The sequence below is a fragment of the Burkholderia sp. AU33803 genome (genome assembly GCF_002223095.1).
Taxonomy (GTDB): domain Bacteria; phylum Pseudomonadota; class Gammaproteobacteria; order Burkholderiales; family Burkholderiaceae; genus Burkholderia.
The window spans coordinates 182,640-201,254 of record NZ_NKFJ01000008.1; the positions used below are offsets into that span (position 1 = coordinate 182,640).

Below are 18,615 nucleotides of genomic sequence, written 5' to 3' on the forward strand. Positions count from 1 at the left end.
CCGGCCGTTCCGGCCTGCCACGACGACAGGCGGCGATGCGCTTTCGCGTGCAATCCGGGGCTTGCCTCGATCACCGAGCCGAAACCGAGGAGCGAGCCACTGCGGCAGGCGCTGCCGGCGGCGTGCTCGTGGTGCCGGCATTCGACGCATTCGCGACGCGATCCACGAACGCGGAGAGATCGTCGAGCACGGGCGCCACGCGTCGCAACGGCGCGCCCAGCACACCGACGATCGACGCATGGCTCACGTTCCCGTAACGCATGACCACGACGGTATCGCCCCTGTCTTGCAGCGCGCGCGCGAAGCGGGTCGTGTTGCCGGGCTCGACCACCGTGTCGTTCTCCGCGACGGCCAGCCACATCGGCGGCTCCGTACCCTCGATGAATCGAATGGGCTGGCTCGCGGCACGCGCTTCCTGCGGGAAGATCCTCTCAAGCGTTGTGTCGCGCAGCGGCAGGAAATCGTAAGCGCCGGCCAGGCCAATCACGCCGGCGATATCGCTCTTGCTCATCTCCCGTGCCGCCAGATAGCTGCCGTCGGTCGCAAGCAACGCGGCAATCTGTGCGCCGGCAGAATGCCCCATCAGAAACAGGCGACGTGGATCGCCGCCGAACGCAACCGCGTGCTCGCGTGCCCACGCCACCGCCTGCGCCGCATCGTCGATGAAACCGGGAAAGGTGGTCGCCGGATACGTCCTGTAGTCGGGTAAGACGGCAACAAAGCCCCGCGACGCGAGCGCCTCGCCCACGAACAGATAGTCGTTGCGTTCGCCGGACTGCCAGCTTCCGCCGTAAAAGAACACGACCACCGGGGCGCCCGCGCTCGCATCGGCCGGCCAGTGACGCAAGACGCGCGTGGGCAAGTAGACGTCGAGCACGTGGCGTTCGCCGGCTCCGTACGGGATACCGGCGAACAGGCTGAACGTGTAGCTCGGCGTCAGCGCATTCAGGATCCGCACCGGGCTACACGCGGCGAGGAGACCGGCCGCGAGCAGCACCGACAGGACGACAAGTCCGGCTTTCATGTTCATGAGGATCCCCATCTCCGGCGATTCCGGCCGCATCCGCCGCCTTGTCTGTCGTTTACGGGGCCTACGCGCAAACGGATGCATGCATCGCACGGCATCCGCCCCCTTAACGACAGCCCGATCTTCCCTGCGCAAGTGCATCCGTCCGCAATGGAGAGCCGTATGTGGAATGGATAAGTGAATCAACGCGGAACGCCGACTATCGCTCCCTGCGTAGCAATCGTGCGGTGGTGGATCCGCTCGTCGACGATAGTGAGAGCCGCCTGCCATGAACGTTCTACCTGCCGCATTCCCCAAGATGCAACGTCGACCGGGCGGCATGGCGAGCATGCCGTTGCCGATCCCGCGCGAGCGATCATGAGAAGCAGTCCCAATCAACTGACGTCCAAAACGCAGAATTCTCATGCCGCTCGCCTGTCCGTCTATCTCGCGACGACCCAAACAGGATGGCTGGTCTGCGTGATGACGGCCGCAGCGCATCACGCCGCGTGGGGCGTCACGTATGCGCTGATCGCGACAGTCGGCCATCTTCTCTTCGCGCGTCGACCCACATCCGAAGCGCGGATCGTGATCACGGTCACGGTGTTCGGGTGGTTATGGGACAGCGCCGTTGCCCATTCCGGCCTGCTCGTGTACCCGAACGGCGTTTTTCTCGAAGGGACAGCGCCGTACTGGCTCGCGGGGCTGTGGGCGCTGTTCGCGATTCAACTCAATACCGTGCTGCACTGGCTTCGAGCGCGACCGCTCATCTCGGCGCTCGTCGGCGCAATCGCAGGCCCGGCGTCCTTTCGCGCCGGTGCGGCGCTGGGCGCCGTTCATTTCAAGGATCCGGCTGCAGCGCTCGTCGTCATCGCAACCGGCTGGGCGTTCATCTTGCCGGCCGCGCTGGCGATTGCAAGCCATTGGGATGGCGTAGCGAACCATTCTCCTGCGCCAATCGGCGCAGACGACATGAACGACGCCCGCGCCGGATAGAGGCGGGAGCCCCGCAAGCCGGCTTTATCGCCGATCCCGTTCAAATTGCCCACGCACCTTCTCAGGCTACGCACATGACCCGCTCCGAATTGCCGTATGAATCCCGCCCCGTCATCGTTTGGTTTCGGGATGATCAACGAATCGGCGACAATCCCGCACTCTCTCATGCGGTCAGTACCGGCCATCCTGTTGTTTGCGTCTACGTCTACGACCCGGCCCCGAAGCACGGGCGTCCCATGGGGGGCGCGCAACAGTGGTGGCTGCACGAGTCCCTGAGAACACTCGATGACTCGCTTGCCGCTCTCGGCGGCTCGCTGCTCGTGCTTCGCGGTAACGAACACGAAGCCATCAGAAGCCTCGCCGTCGAGACCCAGGCGGTAATGGTTCTCTGGAATCGCCGCTACGCGAAAGCGCAAACGGAAATGGATGCATCGATCAAGCAAGACTTGATCGGGCGCGGTATCGACGTGTCGACATTCAATGGCCATCTTTTGCGGGAACCCTGGACAGTCGCCACGCGCGAAGGCATGCCGTTCCAGGTATTCACCGCGTACTGGAGAGCCGCCCGCCGCGATAATTTTTTCCCGCCGTGCCCGCTGCCGGCGCCCGCACGGGTCACGTTCTTTCCCGTCTCCAGAAACGTCAGCGCACACGTCTGCACGCTCCCCGAACTTGCGCTGCAGCCCTCGACGCCGGACTGGGCGGAGGGTCTGCGTGCGACCTGGCGATGCGGCGAGGAAGCGGCCGGGCGTCAACTCGAGGCCTTCATTGAAAACTCGTTTTCCGACTATGCCGGCGCTCGAGATTTTCCGGCCGCTCAGGCGACGAGCCGGCTTTCTCCGTATCTTCGCTTCGGAAATATCTCGCCCCGGCAGGTGTGGTACGCGACGTTATCAGCGGTAGACACCCTGCGAAGCAGGCGAGTGGTGCGCATCGACGATGCCAGAAATGAGTCGTTGAACAAGTTCTTCAGTGAACTCGGATGGAGAGAATTCTCGTATTACCTTCTCTATCACTGCAAACCCCTTCATCAGTTCAATTTTCGGCGTCAGTTCGACGCCATGCCGTGGCGCACCGACGCCAACGCGCTTCGCGCGTGGCAAACGGGGAAAACAGGATACCCGCTGGTCGACGCCGGCATGCGCGAGCTTTGGCGCACGGGCTGGATGCACAACCGCGTGCGCATGGTGACAGCGTCATTTCTCACCAAGCACTTGCTGATCGATTGGCGCGAGGGCGAAGCATGGTTCTGGGATACGCTGGTTGACGCGGACGAGGCAAGCAATCCTGCCGGGTGGCAATGGGTGTCAGGAAGCGGCGCCGACGCAGCCCCGTATTTTCGAATCTTCAATCCTGTTTTGCAGGGGAAGAAGTTCGACCCGAAAGGCGAATACACGCGGCGATGGGTGCCCGAACTATCTGCACTCCCCGCCGAAGCGGTCCACAGCCCATGGGTCGCTTCCACTGAAGCGCTGCAACAAGCATCCATCGCGCTCGGCGCAAATTATCCCTTTCCGATCGTGGATCACCAGGATGCACGTGCGCGCGCCCTCGGTGCGGTAGAGATCCTGAATACACAGAGCCAAATGAAGTGACGCTCGATTGCCGGCCGGAATCGAATCACGAATGGCCGATTGAAACGTTCGGGCTCGACCGTGTGACGGGGGCGCCCCGACGACAAGCCGGGGGGCGACGTGATGTGCAAGCGCCCGGCCTGCCTCCGCACATCACGCCTTCTTCCCGGTACAAGCTGAAGTATCAGGGCATCAGCACGGAGTCGACCACGTGAATCACGCCATTGGACTGAATGACATCGCCGATCGTGACGTGCGCGACATTGCCCTTGTCATCGGTCACGGCCAGCCCGTTCGCGCCATGGCTGACGACCAGGGAATCGCCTTCGACCGTCTTCAGCGTCGCCTTGCCGCCACCTTGCTCGACCGCCCTGGCAAGGTCGAATGCCGTGAGTCGTCCGGGTACGACGTGATACGTCAACACCTTGACGAGCACAGCCTTGTTCTCCGGCTTCAATAATGTCTGCACCGTGCCGGCCGGCAACGCGGCGAATGCTTCGTTGGTCGGTGCAAATACCGTGAAGGGCCCCTTGCTCGACAATGTGTCGACCAGCCCACCCGCCTTGACCGCTGCGACCAGCGTCGTGTGGTCATGAGAATTCATCGCGTTTTCGACGATGTTCCTCGACGGGTACATCGCAGCGCCACCCACCTCGACCGTCTGCTCCATCGACATGGATCCTGCCTCGGTGGCCTGCGCGTACATGCACGTTGCGAATGCAAGGGCGAGCGCCACGCCACCCAGTTTTGCTTTGCTGAAGGATTTCATTTTCGTACTCCGTAAAATTGCCGCCGTTGGCTGGAAGCAATCGGAGATACGAGTCGAGCCGCGCAGCGGATGCACGGTTGAACCCTTCATCGCAAACAGATCCGCGATCCAGGAAACGGCCCGGGTGTCGAAAATCCTGCCCGTCTTCACCCGCCCCTGCATCCGCTCTCGCTCCGCCACCGTATCTGCGTATGTCATCCAGCCAAGGTGCTCGGTGTCCCACCTCGGGAAATGGCGTCGCGATGGCATCCAGAGGAGACAACTCATGAAGCTTTTCATCGGTATCGTCGTTGCCGCAGCGGCGCCGTTCGCGCTCAGCGCTTGCGGAGGCGGAGACGACATTGCGCCCGTGGCAGCCCAACATCCGGAGAATCTGGCCATCTGGACCGCGCTCGGCGGTGATTCGGCGGCCCCCGGCGTGGTGGCCGGCGTGGTCAATGCAGCCGTCGCAGGCCTGTTGGCGGACCCGGTCGAAGCCCCCTATTTCGCGGCGGTATCCGGTAATGCGAGCCACAGCAGTGCCGCCCATGACACCCCTGCGCGGCTTGAAGCCTGTCTCACGCTGCAGTTTGAAGCGCTCCTCGGCGGTCCGTACACCTACCCTGGCCCCGTCAAGGTGGCCGGCGACATCGACGCCCAGCCGGAGATGTGTCAAGACATGACGACGGCCCATAACGACGTCGGCGTTCCAGGCTGCGTGTTCGACCAGTTCATGGTGGATCTCGTCGCGACGCTGCAAAGCAAGCTCCCGGCCGCGGACTTTGCCGCACTGACGTCGACGACCAATGGAACGTACACGCTCACCGAGAAAAACTCTGCCGGCATCCCGGTCGGCACAAAATTCCAGTTCAGTGCGGTACCCACCCTCTTCAACCTGCGTAATACCATCATCAGCGCCACACCCGGCGGCCCCGTGTATCTTCCTCCGACGGTTGCAACATCATGTACGGGCTGACGGCGTTGCGAAGGACCCACGTGATCGCGTGGGTCGTTGCGGCACTCTCCGTGAGTGTTGCCGGGATCGGCGGGTTGCACACGACACAAGGGCGACGGCTCCTCACCGAGCTGGGCGTGAAGTGTCCGGTGGATTCCGTCGACTCCCGAACGGTGCTGTCGATTCGCAACAAAGCGATTTTGCAGGAGAAAGGTGTATCGGCGGCCGCCCACCGTCCTGCGTTCGGCCTGCAGCTCGATCGCAGTACGGAGGCGGAAGTGTCGGAAAGAATGTCGCGATACAACGCGCAGTGCGTCGAATTGTCCCGAGGCTTGCGCTACCTGCGCTGTCGAGGCGTGCCAGCCGAATCGCTCGGCTCGAATGGCCCACCCGTGAGCGAAATATGGTTCAGTTTCGCGCCGGATCATACGTTGATGGCCGTCAATGTGTACCGTCGTGACATGTCCGTAGATGAAACGCGACGAAGCTGGCAGATCGCCGTGCGGAATCTGCACGATGTGCTCGGCGCACCCACATCCGTGTCGGGAGATACGACGCTGGAATCGCTGATAGGCAAACCCGTGGCGGTTGCACGGGTGAGCTACGCCTATTCGGATTACGTAGCAACGGTCACCGCGTCCCACCTGCCATACGGAGGGCTGGCCGTCCGCGAACAGTACATGTCTACCGCGGTCAGGCAAGCGGGATAAACCGGGCTCGTGAACGGGAGGCTCGATGTCACGCAGGTACAACGAGAAAAGGATCAAGATCTCGCGTGGGGCACTCGCCTCGGGCTGACGACACAAACCAGTCCAGGAATTCCGCCGCGCGACGCTCGGTGCATCCTCGCGCGGCGTTAGAATAGCGCCCCTTCTCACAGGAGACGAAAAATGTCCTGGTTTGTTTACGAAGTGCCCGAATACCACGAAGACGCTGCGCGCATCGAGCCCTTCAGTGACCTGCGTAGCCGAGTGCTGCAAATCAGTGGCCCGGCCATGGCCGACGAACTGGAAAGCGTTCGCGAGAACGCTGCGGCGACGGTCGACAGCCCCGAGCGCCCGCTGCGTACGCCGGAAAATCCGCATGTCTTTCCGATCCCTTACGCCGACTCCATGATCCTGGTCGGGTTCATCTTCGATCTGAAACGCGAATTCCGGCAACTGGTCGTGTCACCCGTGGAAATGCCCTGGTTGAAAGACGCATAAAGGGTGAGCAGGCCAGGTCGGCACACCGTCGATCACCTCGGTCGCATGGCCGCTGTGTTCCGACTTGCCGCAGCGATCGGCATCCGGGGCGCCGTTATCCCCACCGTATTGCGTTTCATCCAGGGCGTTGGCGTGGGCGGTGAATGGGGCGGCTCGGCCCCGATGTCGATGGAGCGGGCACGCACCAATGCGTATCGCGATTTCGTTGCGTCGTGGCCGCAGTCAGGCTGGCCGGCGGGCTTGTATCTCGCCAACCTTGCCGCGCCGGCCATGAGCCGGTCTGACATTGAAAAAGCCGCCGGACGGCGAGATCGCCGCTATCGCGCGGCGGCTCGTCCGGCGTCACCGGATTATCGTTCGCTGACCTTCACGCGCGGCAGCCATTCGGCCTCGGCGCCCGGCGTGCCTTTCAGACGAGCAGGCGTCGCATCCTGCGTGTGCGCGTCGAAGCGGCGTGCCGCCTCGGTGTCGAGATGCCGGCCATCGAACGTCGACTGGCGACGAGTAATCATGTTGATGCGAAGGCGTTTTGCCGCCATGGTCGGTATTCCTTGAGAAAAACGGTACTTCGCCGACTGGCGAAATGCCATAGATTTACGCGAGAAAGATGTCGCTGCGATGACGCGGCGCGCGAGGCGAATCCGCCGCCATCGCATCGCTTGCCGCCTGCACCGCAGCGGCCGGTGCCCGGGCCGCCCGCTCCATCACCTCAAGGTAGCGATGGACGCAAGCCACTCGTGATGGACAAGCAGCAGCGCGTCGAGTTCAGTTTCCTCGGCGCTCGCCAAGGTCACGCGTCACCGCTCTGCGCCCCTTCGTCCTTTTGCCGCTCCAGGTGAAGACCGGTGCCGAATGAATCGGCTATGTCGAATACCGAAACCAACCGGCACCGGCCACGCATCGGAGGCCGCCATGCGGGAATAGGACGCCGAGCCAATCGATCTTTTCGGCGACTCCCGGGGCCGCCTGCCGGACTTCAGCCCGGCACAAAAATCCCCGCGGCTGCAATTGCCATTGCAAGTGTTGCAAGCCACCCTCCCCACGCAAGCGGCCCCGCAACCGCGAACTCCCCCATGACCCGCTTGCTCCGCGCCATCAGCATCATGATGACCATGATGGGGACCGCCGTTACCCCGTTGATCACCGCGCTCCAATACAACGCCCGGATCGGATCGAAATGCATGAACGTGATGGCAACGCCGCCCACGGTTGCCAGTGCGATGACCGCATAGAATTCCCGCGCGAGCGTCAACTTCAGGGCGAGGCTATTGCGCCAGCGGAATGTGCCGGCAGCCGCGTAGGCGGTCGACCCGGCGAGCACCGGCAGCGCCAGCAGGCCGGTACCGACGATCCCGAGCGCGAACAGCATATAAGCGAAGTGACCGGCGATCGGGGCAAGGGCCCGCGCGGCGTCAGCCGACGTCTTGACCTCGATGTGGTGCGTATGCAGCGTCGCCGCCGCGGTGAGCACGATGAAGAAGGCAATGACATTCGATACGCCCATCCCCAGCCAGGTGTCGAAACTGATTCGGCGCAGTTGCGCCGGGGCCTGGTGGGGAACGCGGCAAAGCGGCCCCTCGCGCGGCGCGGACTCCAGCTCCTCGACTTCCTGCGAGGCCTGCCAGAAGAACAGGTACGGGCTGATGGTCGTACCGAGGACAGCGACGACCGTCGTGAGGTAGTCCGACGTCAGCGCGATATGCGGCCATACGATCGCACGGCCCACCTCGCTCCACCGGATCGGGACGATCAACGCCACCGCCACATAAGCGAGCAGGATCAGCGCCGTCCACTTGAGAAGGCGTGCGTACCGTTCATAGGGAACGAACACCTGAAGCACGACCGACAGGCCACCCAGCCCGACCACGTAGAGCTGGTGCGGCCCGGGGAACAGCAAGCCGGCCGCGGCGCCCATCGCCGACAGGTCGGCGGCGATGTTGATGACGTTGGCGATCATCAGCAGCACGACCGCGCTATAGAGCATCCACATCGGGTAGTGAGCCCGCATGTTCGACGCCAGCCCCTTGCCGGTCACTCGCCCGATCCGCGCGCTCACCAGCTGGATGGCCGTCATGAGCGGGTAGGTCAGGAGGAGGGTCCACAGCAATTCGAATCCGAACTGCGCGCCGGCTTGCGAATACGTACCAATGCCCGACGGATCGTCGTCGGCCGCGCCGGTAATCAAGCCGGGGCCAAGCCGACGTACCCAGTTCGGGCCGGTGGGCGCATGCGCGGACTTCTCGAATTCGAGCGGTTCAGGGTCGTTCATGATGGCGGCCTCCTGATACGACCTCAGCAATTCACGTACCCGTCCCGTGCGCGCGCCATCCGATACGCGCTATGGGCGCGCCGCCCCGTGCCCCCCCGGCCGATCACTGGATCGGCGACGTCGCACCCAGCTTCTCCGACAGCATCCGCTCATACACGCCGAAGTGCAGATCGACTTCCTTTTGCGTGACGGGCGTGACCGTGATGTTGATCTGGTCAGGCAACAGGCCCAGCACCACCGCGACGGCCGCTTCGAGTTGCGGCGCACAAAACTTGTCCTCCGCCATCGTGGTGCCGACGACGACGTCGTAAGTCTTTTCCTGCCGGCAGACGACCTCGACGAGTCGCGCCCGCGCACTCATGTTGTTGTCGATCGCAAGTCGGACGACCTCCGCCACGGTGCGCATCGACTCGGTCGGAAACCCCCTCGTCGAACGCAGCCGAATACGGTGTCTGCCGAGCGTCACCCAGTCCGTGTCGAATTCCATGGTGTCCTCCGCAACGCAGTACCGATTCGCCGCGATGATAGGGTTCCGCGCGACAATTTCAAGGGCAAAAAATGGCGGTTTCCCCCTTGAAATTCTCCGCAGACTTCCTATCTTAAGTTTCGCTCAGGCAGACGCGGGTCGCTTCATTCCGCGTGCTGCGTGTTTCGATTTGTTTGCCACGCAGTCCGGCAGGCGAACTGGAGCGCGTAGGCCCGTTCGCCTCCATGCTGCGACAAGCCAGGAGGATAAGATCATGAGCGATCTCTATTTCGGAACCGACCTCTTCAGCGAGTTCGACCGCCTGCAGCAACAGATGGCGCAACGCTTCGGCGGTTTCCCGTCCAGCATTCGCGCGAGCCGTTTCGGCACGTTCCCTCAGATCAATATCGGTGCGACAGACGATTCCATCGAGATCGTCGCGTTCGCGCCCGGCGTCGACCCCGCCGCGCTCGATGTATCGATCGACAAGGGGCTGCTGACCATTGGCGGCGAACGCAAACCGGCACAACCCGACGCCGGGGGTGAGCGGCGCACCTATGCGCAAGAGCGCTTTGCCGGAACGTTCCGGCGGGTCATCGAGCTGCCCGAGGCCGCCGATCCCGACAAGGTCCAGGCGCACTACGAAAACGGATGTCTATCCATCAGCATTGGCAAGCGCGAATCGTCCCGGCCGCGCGCCATCGCTATCCAGTAAGAGAAGGAGCCGATCATGAACGACACGACCCAATTGGCAGAACGCGACTCGTCTACCGTGGCGCGTCGCGAAACCGGACAGCCCGTGCGCCGGATGACACTCGTGCCGGCCGTCGACGTCTACGAGGACAGTCAAGGCGTCACGCTGTGGGCCGATTTGCCCGGCGTGACGAAGGACAAGCTGGACGTGAAGGTTCACGACAGCAGCCTCCTGATCGAAGCCGAGGCCATGGTGCCGACGCCGGCCAATCTGCGGCTTCAGCATGCCGAGGTTCGGGAGCCGCATTTCGCCCGCACGTTTACGCTGTCGGCGGATCTCGACTCGTCCAGGATCGAGGCGAGCCTTCAGGACGGGGTGCTGAAGCTGACCATCCCGCGCCGCGACGAAGCGCGTCCACGACGCATCGAAATCAAGACCCGCTGACGCGTCATGAGCCACGGCGCAGCGCGCGCCCCTGCGTCGACGCAGGCGTAGCGGTGAGGACACGCGATCCCGTGACACGCGTCACGGCGCGTGTCCGCACCGGACGGCGACGCCAGGCTCGAAACCGACTGGAGATCAACCGGAGGACACCATGAATGCCGATCCGAAAAAGTGGAACCCGTTCAAGTTCCTTCGCGGGGCTACCCGCAAGTCCGACGCGGAAGGCCCGGACAGTCCGCCGACAGGCGAGCCGGGGCGTGCGTCGTGGCCCGACATTTCACGGCTGTTTTCACGAGAACCATGGCGCGCCATGGAGGAATTCCTTCATGACCCGTTCGCTGGGCACGGCGCGCTCGAACGGTGGTTCGGCGACTTCAGTTCATCGCGCTTCCAGCCGCGCATCGACGTCGTCGATGAAGGCCCGGTGCTGCGCGTGACCGCCGAACTGCCCGGAATGGAGCGCGAGGATCTGAAGGTGAGCGTCGAGGATGGGGCGATCGTGCTGCGCGGAGAGAAAAGGCAGGACGTGCGCAGCGAAGAAAACGGCTGCTACCGGCTGGAGCGCGCCCATGGACGCTTCGTGCGCACGATCCCGATGCCGGACGATGCCGACCCTGAGCACACCTTGGCAAAGTTCGACAACGGCATCCTCACGTTGACCGTGCCGAAATCGGAGCCGGTCAGGTCCACCAGTCGCACGATCGATATCGGCTGACGTAGCCCAGACCGGGCACCCCGGCGGGGATTCTTTGCGGCGAACCGGCGAGCGCGCGGCGATTGCCTGGCATCCACGCGGCCAAATCAGGATCGGGAGGAGAACTGATGGATGCCAGCGCGCGTCATGCGCCGCGTGCCGGCTGGAACCGGCCAGGCCGATTCAGTCTTCCTCCATCAGATAGCGAATCACGAGTGCCGGATCGGCGATATCGAGGATCAGTCGGCGAAGAATCCGTCGGCGCATGTGGTCCGCGTCGAGGCTCCAGGGCGCCCCCTTCTCGTTGAGATAACGGGTGATGGCGTCCCGGTGATCGGCGTTTGCCGGCAAGTCGAGCCGAACGGCCAGCAGTCCTGCCACGACGTCGTCCAGCTCGATGTCGAGCGGTTTCGAGTCAATGCAAAGTTCGAGTTTCATGTCGATCATCGGCAAAAAAGGGCGCCGCATGAAGTGAGGCAGCCTGCGGCGCCAAACGACTCGCACCGGCCGCGACTGTTGGCCGGTGCGTACACGACCCGCTGCCGGAGGTCAGTGCTCGAACTCGGGTGCGACCGACTGCGCCGGTTTCGGATCCTTCGGCGCTTCGGCCACCGTCGCGTCCGTCGTCAGGATGAGCCCGGCAATCGATGCGGCGTTCTGCAATGCCGTGCGCGTGACCTTGGTCGGATCGACCACGCCTGCCTCGACAAGATCGCCATATTCACCGGTGGCCGCGTTGTAGCCGAAGTTGCCCTTGCCTTCCAGCACTTTCGCCACGACGACCGACGGTTCATCCCCGGCATTCGCGGCGATCACGCGCAGCGGCGCTTCGAGCGCGCGCAGCACGATTTGAATGCCCGCGTCCTGATCGACGTTGGCGCCTTTCAGGCTCGTCGCCGTGGAACGGGCGCGCAGAAGCGCCACGCCGCCACCCGGCACGATGCCCTCCTCGACCGCCGCGCGCGTGGCATGCAGCGCATCGTCGACGCGATCCTTTTTCTCCTTCATTTCGACTTCGGTGGCTGCCCCGACCTTGATGACGGCCACCCCGCCGGCCAGCTTCGCCACGCGTTCCTGAAGCTTCTCGCGATCGTAGTCGCTCGTGGCTTCCTCGATCTGCGCACGGATGGACTTCACGCGCGCGTCGATGTGCTGCGCGTCGCCCGCGCCGTCGATGATGATCGTGTCGTCCTTGCGAACCTCGACGCGCTTCGCGCCGCCGAGATCCTCGAGCGTGGTCTTCTGCAGTTGCTTGCCGGTTTCTTCCGAGATGACGGTGGCGCCGGTGAGGATGGCGATGTCTTCGAGCATGGCCTTGCGCCGGTCACCGAAGCCGGGCGCCTTGACGGCCACGACCTTGAGGATGCCTCGCATCGCGTTGACCACGAGCGTGGCCAGCGCTTCGCCATCGACGTCTTCGGCCACGATCAGCAGCGGCTTGCCTGCCTTGGAGGCCGCCTCGAGGATCGGCAGCAGATCCCGGACGTTCGAGATCTTCTTGTCGTGCAACAGGATCAGCGCGTCGTCCAGATACGCCGCCTGCTTTTCCGGATCGTTGATGAAGTACGGGCTGACGTAGCCGCGATCGAACTGCATCCCTTCGACCACATCCAGCTCGTTCTCGAGGGACTTGCCATCCTCGACCGTGATGACCCCTTCCTTGCCGACTTTCTCCATGGCGTCCGCGATGATCTTGCCGATCGCCTCGTCGGAGTTGGCCGAGATCGCACCCACCTGCGCGATTTCCCGGTTCGTGGAAATCGGCTTGGACAGTTTGCGCAGCTCATCCAGCACGGCGGCCACGGCCTTGTCGATGCCGCGCTTGAGGTCCATCGGATTCATGCCGGCGGCCACGTGCTTCATGCCTTCCTGCACGATCGCCTGCGCAAGCACGGTGGCCGTGGTGGTGCCGTCGCCGGCCACGTCGGCGGTCTTCGATGCGACCTGCTTGACGATCTGCGCGCCCATGTTTTCGAAGCGGTCCTTCAGCTCGATTTCCTTCGCGACCGACACGCCGTCCTTCGTGATGGTGGGCGCGCCGAAGCTGCGCTCGATCACCACGTTGCGACCTTTCGGCCCGAGCGTGACCTTCACGGCATCGGCCAGCACGTTCACGCCGTCGACGATGCGAGCGCGGGCGCTGTCGTGGAATTTGACGTCTTTTGCACTCATCTTGTTGCTCTGGATAGAAGTCGTTGATTCGATGTGTCGCGAACACCCGATGGGGGTCGCGATCTGCCCGGGATCTCAGGCGGCCTTGCGGGACGCGCCGGTATCGGCTTCGAGGACGCCCATGACGTCTTCCTCGCGCATGACGAGGAGTTCCTCGCCATCGACCTTGACGGTCTGGCCCGCGTATTTGCCGAAGAGAACCTGGTCACCGGCCTTCAACTGGAGCGCGCGAAGCGTTCCATCCTGCAGCAGCCGGCCACTGCCGACCGCGACGACTTCACCCTGCTCGGGCTTTTCCGCGGCCGAATCGGGAATCACGATGCCCGAGGCCGTCGTCCGCTGCGTTTCGATTCGCTTGACGATTACCCGGTCGTAGAGGGGACGAATCTGCATTCTCATCTCCTGAGCGATTAAAGGTTCGAAAAAGGAATCCGCCTGCCGGGCATGGCGACGCAAGCGTCGCTACCGGGCAGCCGTGCCACTGTCTGGCGGAAAGCGAAATAGCGGTGCTCCCCGCTCACTTCAAGGGGGACGAAATCGGCTCTTTGTAACAAATTGTTTCAGCCGGCCAAGACGATGGCCTTGGCCGTCCCCCCGCCGCTCACGCCTGCCTGGCCGTGGCCTGCGCCGCCAGCGCGGCCCGCTCGATCCAGCGGATGGCCGGCGCATCCTGCTCGCCCGGCGCGGGCTTGCCGATCAGGAAGCCCTGCACCTCGCGGCAGCCGGCATCGGTGATGCACGCCAGCTGCTCCTCCGTCTCGACGCCTTCCGCGACGGTCGTCACGCCGAGGCGCTTGCCGAGATCGGCCACCGTGCGCACGACCGCCGCGCAGTCCGGGCGCGTGACGGCATCGCGCACGAAGCTGCCGTCGATCTTGATCTTGTCGAACGGGAACGCGCGCAGATGCGCGAGCGACGAGAAGCCGGTGCCGAAATCGTCGAGGGCGACGCGCACGCCCATCGAACGCAGTGCGCGCAGGTCCGCGATGGCCTTGCCCTCGTCGTGCAGCAGCGCGGTTTCCGTCACCTCGATTTCCAGCCGGTCGGGCGCGAGGCCCGCGCCGGCCAGCGCCGCCGCGAAGATCGGCGCGATCGTGCCGTGGCCGAGCTGCCCCGCCGACACGTTGACGGCAACGCGCGCACCGTCGGGCCAGCGCGCCGCCTCCCGGCAGGCCTGCTCGAGCACGAAGCGGCCGAGCCGGTCGATCAGGCCGCCGCGCTCCGCCACCGGAATGAAGCAGCCCGGCGAAATCCAGCCGGTGCGCGGATGATGCCAGCGCAGCAGCGCCTCGCGCGCCGTGATCCGGCGGGTGAGGACATCGACGATCGGCTGGTAGAACACGTACAGCCCCTGGTTCTCGTCCAGCGCGACGCGCAGCTTCGATTCGAGCGCGACCCGTTCCTGCGCGCTCGTTTCCATGTCCGGCGAGAACATCCGGTAGGTGCCCTTCCCGGCCTTCTTCGCCGCATAGAGCGCCATGTCCGCGCGGGACAGCAGCGCGCCGGCGTCGTTGCCGTGATGCGGCGCCAGCACGCAGCCGATCGATGCACCGATGCGGAACGGCCGGTCGGGCGACGGCGCATAGGGGGCGACGAGCGTGTCGACGAGCCGCGCGGCCGCGCCCATCGCGCGGTCCGCGTCGGTGTCGCGCAGCAGCACCGCGAATTCGTCGCCGCCGATGCGCCCCAGCATCATCCCCGGCTCGGGGCACTGCCCGCGCAGGCGCTCCGCGACCTGGCGCAGCACCGCGTCGCCCGCCGAATGCCCGCACGCGTCGTTGATCAGCTTGAAACCGTCGAGGTCGATGAAAAGCAGCGCGAGCACCTTGTCCGAACGGCGCAGGCTCGCGTCGAATTCGGCCAGGAAGGTCGCGCGGTTCGGCAGGCCGGTGAGCGAATCGTGATGCGCGAGCTGGTGGATGCGCGCCTCCGCCTCGGCCTGCTGCGTGACGATCGACCACGACAGCATCGGGCCGATGTAGCGCCCCTGGGCGTCGCGCACGGCCGAGACCTGGATGTCGAGCACTTCCGGCCCGAGCGGAATGCGGGCGCGATGCGGCAGGTTCGCCGGATCGGCGAGCAGGCGGCGCTGGTGCTGCGGGTGCGGATGGAAGAAGTCGATCGACGCGCCGAGCGCGTCGTCCGCGCGGATCGGCAGCAGGTGCTCGATCGAGCGCAGCAGGTTGCGCGACGTCGCGTTCAGGTAGTTGATGCGGAACGTCTCCGGGTCGGCCGTCATCACGGCCACCGGCATGTCGTCGATCATCCGCATCAGCCGCGTCTGCGCCTGCTCGCGCAGACGCGATTCGTCCTGCGCGTCGACGGTGCGCAGGACGCTCCGGTAGTTGACGGAGATGACGGCGATCAGCGACGCCGACACGAAGGCCATGTTGACCGCGGTGGCGACGAGCGTCGGCTGGCCGGTCGAGATGAAGAACACGATGAACGCGACGTTGACGATCAAGGCCACGCTCAGCGCGGCCGTCCGCAGGTACATCAGGCTGAAGACGCACCCGATCATCGTGATCGCCATGTAGAACGCCACCTGGGCCTTTTGCCACGCATCGCCGTACGGGAACAGCAGCAGCGCCCAGGTGGTGAACGTCACCGCGACCGGGATCACCAGCCAGTTCGTGACCGTGAGCGCGCGCATCACGGTGTCGGGCGTCGGCGCCAGCAGCCGGGTGCGGTACCAGTGCAGCAGCCGCGCGAGCGCGGCGAGCGTCATCGCGGCCGGCATCGCGACCGACAGCCACCACGGCGTGCTGCCCAGGTGCGTGACGGCGAGGCTCCAGGTGCTCGAGATGAGGATCAGGTACGACACCGGGATCTGGCCGGCGAATACCCGGTATTGCGCCGCGAGCAGGTCCGGGTTCCGGTCCGGCGCCGCGAGGCTTGCCAGTCTTGCCATCCGTACGTAGAGGATTTTCATGTGAGCCTGCCGGCGGCAACCCGGGAGCGGGCGGCCGTGTCCGGCGTCGAGGGTTACCCGCGCGGGTCCGGGTCGAAATCGGCCGCGACGGCCGATTCGGACGCAGGAACCGCCGTGCGGACGCGGTCGCCGCCGGTCAGCGCAATCTGCCCGCTGCCGACGATCTCGTTGAGGGGGGCGGGCCTGCCGAGCAGGAAGCCCTGTGCTTCGTCACAGCCTTCGTCGGCCAGCAGCGCCAGCTGGTCGTGCGTCTCGATGCCTTCGGCCAGGATCGGAATGCCCAGGCTCTTGCCGAGCGCGAGCACGGCGCGGATGATCGCGCGATCCTGCGGTTTCGCTTCCGCGTCCGCGACGAACGACTGGTCGAGCTTGATGCGGTCGAACGGGAACGAGCGCAGCGTGTCGAGCGACGAATAGCCGGTGCCGAAATCGTCGAGCGCGATGCTAACGCCCAGCGCCTTGATCTGCCGCAGCGTGTCCAGCGCGCGCTCGCGGCTGGCGAAGATCGTCGATTCGGTCAGCTCCAGCTGCAGGCGCGACGCCGGCAGGCGGGTGGCTTCGAGCACGTCCGCCACGAGTGCCGTCAGGTCCGCGTGCATGAACTGCACGGCCGATACGTTCACCGCGACCGCATAGGGCGGCTCCCACGTGGCCGCCCGCGCGCAGGCCTCGCGCAGCACCCAGGCGCCGATGTCCAGGATCACGCCGTTTTCCTCGGCGAGCGGAATGAACTCGGCGGGCGGAATCGTGCCGAGCGTCGCGTGCTGCCAGCGCAGCAGCGCCTCGTAGCCGCGGATCTCGCCGGTCGCGAGCGACGTCTGCACCTGGTAGTGGATGCTCAGCTGGTTGTCGGCCACCGCGCGGCGCAGGTCGGCCGCGAGGCTGCGGCGCGCGCGGACGATCAGGTCCATCGCCGGCTCGTAGAAGCAGATCGATTGCCCGATGCCGCCCTTCGCGCGGTACATCGCGAGGTCCGCGTTGTTGATCAGGATGGCCTTGGTGGCGGCGTCGTCCGGGTAGATGGCGACGCCGAAGCTCGCGCCCGGCACGACCTCGTAGTCGTCCAGCCTGACCGGCTTGTAGAGCGCCGGCTCGAGCCGTTCGAGCAGATCCATCAGGCGCGTGTCGTCGTCCATCCGGCAGAGCGCCGCGAATTCGTCGCCGCCGATGCGGGCGACGAATTCGCCTTCGCGCAGCAGGTTCGCCATGCGGCGCGCCAGGATGCGCAGCACCTCGTCGCCGGCGTGGTGCCCGCGCAGGTCGTTGATTTCCTTGAAGCGGTTCAGGTCGATGCCGATCAGCGCGAGCTTCGTGCGTTGTTCCTGCGCGAGCGCGATCTCGAGGTCGAGCCGCTCGTTGAAGCTGGCCCGGTTGGGCAGGCCGGTCAGCATGTCGCTCAGCGCCAGCCGGCGCAGGTGTTCGAGCGATTCGGCCCGCACGTTGCTGTCGATCACGTAGCTCACGAGCCCCGTGCAGACGATCACGAGCGACGTGCCCGCGACCGCCAGCGCGAGCGGACGCATCTCGCTCATGTCGGTCCAGTTGCCGTCGAGCGTCAGCGGCGTGATGCGCAGCGCGGACATCCCGGTGAAATGCAGCGCGAGGATCGCGAGCGACAGCACGCCGGCCATCTGGTTGACGGCGTGCGGCGACGGCCGCATCGCGAGGTGCAGCGCGAGCGCGGCGAGCGTCATCGCCAGGACCACCGACGCGCTCAGGTAGCCGACGTCCCACGACACGATCCCCTCGACCCGCCACGCGAGCATGCCGGTGTAGTGCATCAGCACGATCGCGACGCCGACGATCGCGCCGCCGAGCGCGGGCGCGACCTTGACGATGCGACAGGTCGTCAGCGCGAAGCCGAGCGTGCTGCCCACGACCGCGATGAGCAGCGACACGAGCGTGAGCGGCAGGTTGAAGTGGACGGGCGCGCCGGCGTCGAAGCCGAGCATCGCGATGAAGTGCGTACACCAGATCGCCACGCCGGCCGAAATGGCCGTCAGCACCTGCCAGCCGATCCGCTGCGTGCCGGAGGTGTTCACCGTGCGCTGGAACAAGCGCGCGGTGACCCACGAGCCGCCTGCGCACAGCAGTGCGGCAAGCAACACCAGCCAGTGGTTGTGCCGATGAACGATGCACCCGAAAACTGTCACCAAAACCTTTCTTCCCCTATCCGTCGCATGGGCCGATGCCATGCCCGATCGACGCGGCGGCGGCCATGCCGCTTCGATCGGGCGCGCCTTCACGATATCGGCATGCGATGAATAAACTGAACGCCGCGCGGCCGGGCGCAAACGATTGCACGGCAGATATTTTTTTGGGAAAAAGTGCCGAAACGCGGAGGGATGGGGGAACGGGGGTTTGGGCGGCGGGTGGAATGAAAACCGGATGCTAAAAATCGACCGCCTGCAATCGCAGGCGGTCGATCAACGGCTGCCCTTTATTCGCCCGGGCATCGGG

At 64.9% G+C, this 18,615-nt stretch carries 18 protein-coding genes and 1 pseudogene; 9 read left to right on the top strand and 10 right to left on the bottom strand.

The genetic code is table 11. From position 1 onward, the window contains the following. Positions 1–70: 70 nt before the first annotated feature. Entirely contained in the window at positions 71–1,030 is a 960-nt protein-coding gene (locus CFB41_RS32370) for an alpha/beta hydrolase (protein ID WP_089459738.1), read from the bottom strand. A 354-nt stretch (positions 1,031–1,384) separates the two neighbouring features. Between CFB41_RS32370 and CFB41_RS32375 the strand changes: the two genes are divergently transcribed. Together CFB41_RS32375 and CFB41_RS32380 are read left to right on the top strand one after the other, a co-directional pair. Then, positions 1,385–2,002 (top strand): DUF2878 domain-containing protein, encoded by a 618-nt coding sequence (locus CFB41_RS32375; RefSeq protein ID WP_089459406.1) that lies wholly within the window; start codon positions 1,385–1,387, stop codon positions 2,000–2,002. A gap of 74 nt (positions 2,003–2,076) precedes the next feature. Next, complete coding sequence (locus tag CFB41_RS32380; RefSeq protein WP_089459407.1) at positions 2,077–3,597, top strand: deoxyribodipyrimidine photo-lyase; 1,521 nt, start codon at positions 2,077–2,079, stop codon at positions 3,595–3,597. Between the two features lie 163 nt (positions 3,598–3,760). On the opposite strand, the gene CFB41_RS32385 is transcribed toward CFB41_RS32380, so the two are convergent. Then, complete coding sequence (locus CFB41_RS32385) at positions 3,761–4,282, bottom strand: fasciclin domain-containing protein (protein WP_242808803.1); 522 nt, start codon at positions 4,280–4,282, stop codon at positions 3,761–3,763. Positions 4,283–4,610: 328 nt separating this feature from the next. Between CFB41_RS32385 and CFB41_RS32390 the strand changes: the two genes are divergently transcribed. The 4 genes and pseudogenes from CFB41_RS32390 to CFB41_RS38815 form a co-directional block, all read left to right on the top strand. Beyond that, complete coding sequence (locus CFB41_RS32390; protein WP_089459408.1) at positions 4,611–5,300, top strand: hypothetical protein; 690 nt, start codon at positions 4,611–4,613, stop codon at positions 5,298–5,300. Then, positions 5,288–5,989: a hypothetical protein gene (locus tag CFB41_RS32395; RefSeq protein WP_089459409.1), complete on the top strand. Its 702-nt coding sequence runs from the start codon at positions 5,288–5,290 to the stop codon at positions 5,987–5,989. Before CFB41_RS32390 ends, CFB41_RS32395 begins: the two co-directional genes overlap by 13 nt. Positions 5,990–6,169: 180 nt before the next feature. Then, a complete protein-coding gene (locus CFB41_RS32400; protein ID WP_046546935.1) occupies positions 6,170–6,484 on the top strand; it encodes a hypothetical protein in 315 nt (104 codons plus the stop codon). 69 nt (positions 6,485–6,553) lie between these two features. Next, positions 6,554–6,760, top strand: a pseudogene (locus tag CFB41_RS38815) (MFS transporter); the annotation flags it as partial. Positions 6,761–6,834: 74 nt separating this feature from the next. Here CFB41_RS38815 and CFB41_RS32410 read toward each other — a convergent pair. The 3 genes from CFB41_RS32410 to CFB41_RS32420 form a co-directional block, all read right to left on the bottom strand. Continuing rightward, positions 6,835–7,074 (bottom strand): hypothetical protein, encoded by a 240-nt coding sequence (locus CFB41_RS32410; RefSeq protein ID WP_256941368.1) that lies wholly within the window; start codon positions 7,072–7,074, stop codon positions 6,835–6,837. A 386-nt stretch (positions 7,075–7,460) separates the two neighbouring features. Beyond that, positions 7,461–8,753: an NRAMP family divalent metal transporter gene (locus CFB41_RS32415; RefSeq protein ID WP_089459739.1), complete on the bottom strand. Its 1,293-nt coding sequence runs from the start codon at positions 8,751–8,753 to the stop codon at positions 7,461–7,463. A 103-nt stretch (positions 8,754–8,856) separates the two neighbouring features. Further along, on the bottom strand, positions 8,857–9,240 hold the full coding sequence (locus tag CFB41_RS32420) for a hypothetical protein (RefSeq protein WP_089444276.1): 384 nt from the start codon (positions 9,238–9,240) through the stop codon (positions 8,857–8,859). 253 nt (positions 9,241–9,493) lie between these two features. Here CFB41_RS32420 and CFB41_RS32425 point away from each other — a divergent pair, with 253 nt between their 5' ends. The 3 genes from CFB41_RS32425 (at position 9,494) to CFB41_RS32435 (ending at position 11,072) form a co-directional block, all read left to right on the top strand. Then, positions 9,494–9,934, top strand: coding sequence for an Hsp20/alpha crystallin family protein (locus tag CFB41_RS32425; protein WP_089444277.1), 441 nt, complete (start codon positions 9,494–9,496; stop codon positions 9,932–9,934). 15 nt (positions 9,935–9,949) lie between these two features. Next, positions 9,950–10,357 carry an Hsp20/alpha crystallin family protein gene (locus CFB41_RS32430; RefSeq protein WP_089459410.1) on the top strand — a complete coding sequence of 136 codons (408 nt, stop codon included), beginning with the start codon at positions 9,950–9,952 and terminating at the stop codon, positions 10,355–10,357. Between the two features lie 151 nt (positions 10,358–10,508). Continuing rightward, complete coding sequence (locus CFB41_RS32435; RefSeq protein ID WP_089459411.1) at positions 10,509–11,072, top strand: Hsp20/alpha crystallin family protein; 564 nt, start codon at positions 10,509–10,511, stop codon at positions 11,070–11,072. A 162-nt stretch (positions 11,073–11,234) separates the two neighbouring features. Here the strand turns inward: CFB41_RS32435 and CFB41_RS32440 are convergent, their stop codons facing one another. The 5 genes from CFB41_RS32440 to CFB41_RS32460 all read right to left on the bottom strand — a co-directional run bounded on the left by CFB41_RS32440 (position 11,235) and on the right by CFB41_RS32460 (position 18,308). Beyond that, a complete protein-coding gene (locus CFB41_RS32440; protein WP_089430122.1) occupies positions 11,235–11,489 on the bottom strand; it encodes a hypothetical protein in 255 nt (84 codons plus the stop codon). Positions 11,490–11,600: 111 nt separating this feature from the next. Next, entirely contained in the window at positions 11,601–13,223 is a 1,623-nt protein-coding gene (gene groL, locus CFB41_RS32445) for a chaperonin GroEL (protein ID WP_089459412.1), read from the bottom strand. Positions 13,224–13,298: 75 nt separating this feature from the next. Then, positions 13,299–13,616: a co-chaperone GroES gene (gene groES / locus CFB41_RS32450; protein WP_089444281.1), complete on the bottom strand. Its 318-nt coding sequence runs from the start codon at positions 13,614–13,616 to the stop codon at positions 13,299–13,301. A 208-nt stretch (positions 13,617–13,824) separates the two neighbouring features. Next, a complete protein-coding gene (locus CFB41_RS32455) occupies positions 13,825–16,155 on the bottom strand; it encodes a bifunctional diguanylate cyclase/phosphodiesterase (RefSeq protein WP_089459413.1) in 2,331 nt (776 codons plus the stop codon). A 53-nt stretch (positions 16,156–16,208) separates the two neighbouring features. Further along, positions 16,209–18,308 carry a bifunctional diguanylate cyclase/phosphodiesterase gene (locus CFB41_RS32460; protein WP_256941332.1) on the bottom strand — a complete coding sequence of 700 codons (2,100 nt, stop codon included), beginning with the start codon at positions 18,306–18,308 and terminating at the stop codon, positions 16,209–16,211. Positions 18,309–18,615 lie beyond the last annotated feature (307 nt).

Bases quoted from the DNA above. Each gene is read 5' to 3' on its own strand.
- CFB41_RS32370 (WP_089459738.1), bottom strand. From the start codon at position 1,030: ATGAACATGAAAGCCGGACTTGTCGTCCTGTCGGTGCTGCTCGCGGCC.
- CFB41_RS32375 (WP_089459406.1), top strand. From the start codon at position 1,385: ATGAGAAGCAGTCCCAATCAACTGACGTCCAAAACGCAGAATTCTCAT.
- CFB41_RS32380 (WP_089459407.1), top strand. From the start codon at position 2,077: ATGACCCGCTCCGAATTGCCGTATGAATCCCGCCCCGTCATCGTTTGG.
- CFB41_RS32385 (WP_242808803.1), bottom strand. From the start codon at position 4,282: ATGTACGCGCAGGCCACCGAGGCAGGATCCATGTCGATGGAGCAGACG.
- CFB41_RS32390 (WP_089459408.1), top strand. From the start codon at position 4,611: ATGAAGCTTTTCATCGGTATCGTCGTTGCCGCAGCGGCGCCGTTCGCG.
- CFB41_RS32395 (WP_089459409.1), top strand. From the start codon at position 5,288: ATGTACGGGCTGACGGCGTTGCGAAGGACCCACGTGATCGCGTGGGTC.
- CFB41_RS32400 (WP_046546935.1), top strand. From the start codon at position 6,170: ATGTCCTGGTTTGTTTACGAAGTGCCCGAATACCACGAAGACGCTGCG.
- CFB41_RS32410 (WP_256941368.1), bottom strand. From the start codon at position 7,074: ATGGCATTTCGCCAGTCGGCGAAGTACCGTTTTTCTCAAGGAATACCG.
- CFB41_RS32415 (WP_089459739.1), bottom strand. From the start codon at position 8,753: ATGAACGACCCTGAACCGCTCGAATTCGAGAAGTCCGCGCATGCGCCC.
- CFB41_RS32420 (WP_089444276.1), bottom strand. From the start codon at position 9,240: ATGGAATTCGACACGGACTGGGTGACGCTCGGCAGACACCGTATTCGG.
- CFB41_RS32425 (WP_089444277.1), top strand. From the start codon at position 9,494: ATGAGCGATCTCTATTTCGGAACCGACCTCTTCAGCGAGTTCGACCGC.
- CFB41_RS32430 (WP_089459410.1), top strand. From the start codon at position 9,950: ATGAACGACACGACCCAATTGGCAGAACGCGACTCGTCTACCGTGGCG.
- CFB41_RS32435 (WP_089459411.1), top strand. From the start codon at position 10,509: ATGAATGCCGATCCGAAAAAGTGGAACCCGTTCAAGTTCCTTCGCGGG.
- CFB41_RS32440 (WP_089430122.1), bottom strand. From the start codon at position 11,489: ATGAAACTCGAACTTTGCATTGACTCGAAACCGCTCGACATCGAGCTG.
- groL (WP_089459412.1), bottom strand. From the start codon at position 13,223: ATGAGTGCAAAAGACGTCAAATTCCACGACAGCGCCCGCGCTCGCATC.
- groES (WP_089444281.1), bottom strand. From the start codon at position 13,616: ATGCAGATTCGTCCCCTCTACGACCGGGTAATCGTCAAGCGAATCGAA.
- CFB41_RS32455 (WP_089459413.1), bottom strand. From the start codon at position 16,155: ATGAAAATCCTCTACGTACGGATGGCAAGACTGGCAAGCCTCGCGGCG.